The organism is Adlercreutzia sp. DFI.6.23, from assembly GCF_024462535.1.
GTDB classification, from domain to species: domain Bacteria; phylum Actinomycetota; class Coriobacteriia; order Coriobacteriales; family Eggerthellaceae; genus Adlercreutzia; species Adlercreutzia rubneri.
On the sequence record NZ_JANGBP010000241.1, the window covers coordinates 1 to 383 of the forward strand.

Consider the following 383-nt stretch of genomic DNA (forward strand, 5'->3'; position numbering starts at 1 on the left):
ATCAGCATGAAGCAGCGTACATGAGCGTGCTCCGCGTGCAAGTGCTAAGGCTTACGGGGCGCAAGTCATCAAGTGGCAGAGGGATGACCTATAAAGAGTTCAACCAAAAAGCTAGTGCCATTCTTGAGCAAACGGTGCATGCTGAAGGGGTCATTGACCTTTTCGAAGAGGACAGCGTTGAGATCTCGCTTTTTGATGAGGCCTTTCTGGAAGAGCTCTGCCGCATGAAGCAAAGAAACATCGCTGTGGAGAGCTTGAAGCGGCTTATCAAAGAGCAGGTGAAGGCCTACAAAAAAACCAGCGTGGTAAAGGCGGCAAAATTCAGTGAGATGCTGCAAGGCACCCTAAACGCTTACCTGAACGGGATGCTCACCAATGCCCAG

The 383-nt window shown here is 50.7% G+C and carries 1 protein-coding gene; it reads left to right on the top strand.

The features are described 5' to 3' along the window. Window positions 1–20 precede the first annotated feature (20 nt). A partial coding sequence (locus NE591_RS13195) for a type I restriction enzyme endonuclease domain-containing protein (protein ID WP_371130619.1) occupies window positions 21–383 on the top strand: 363 nt, incomplete at its 3' end.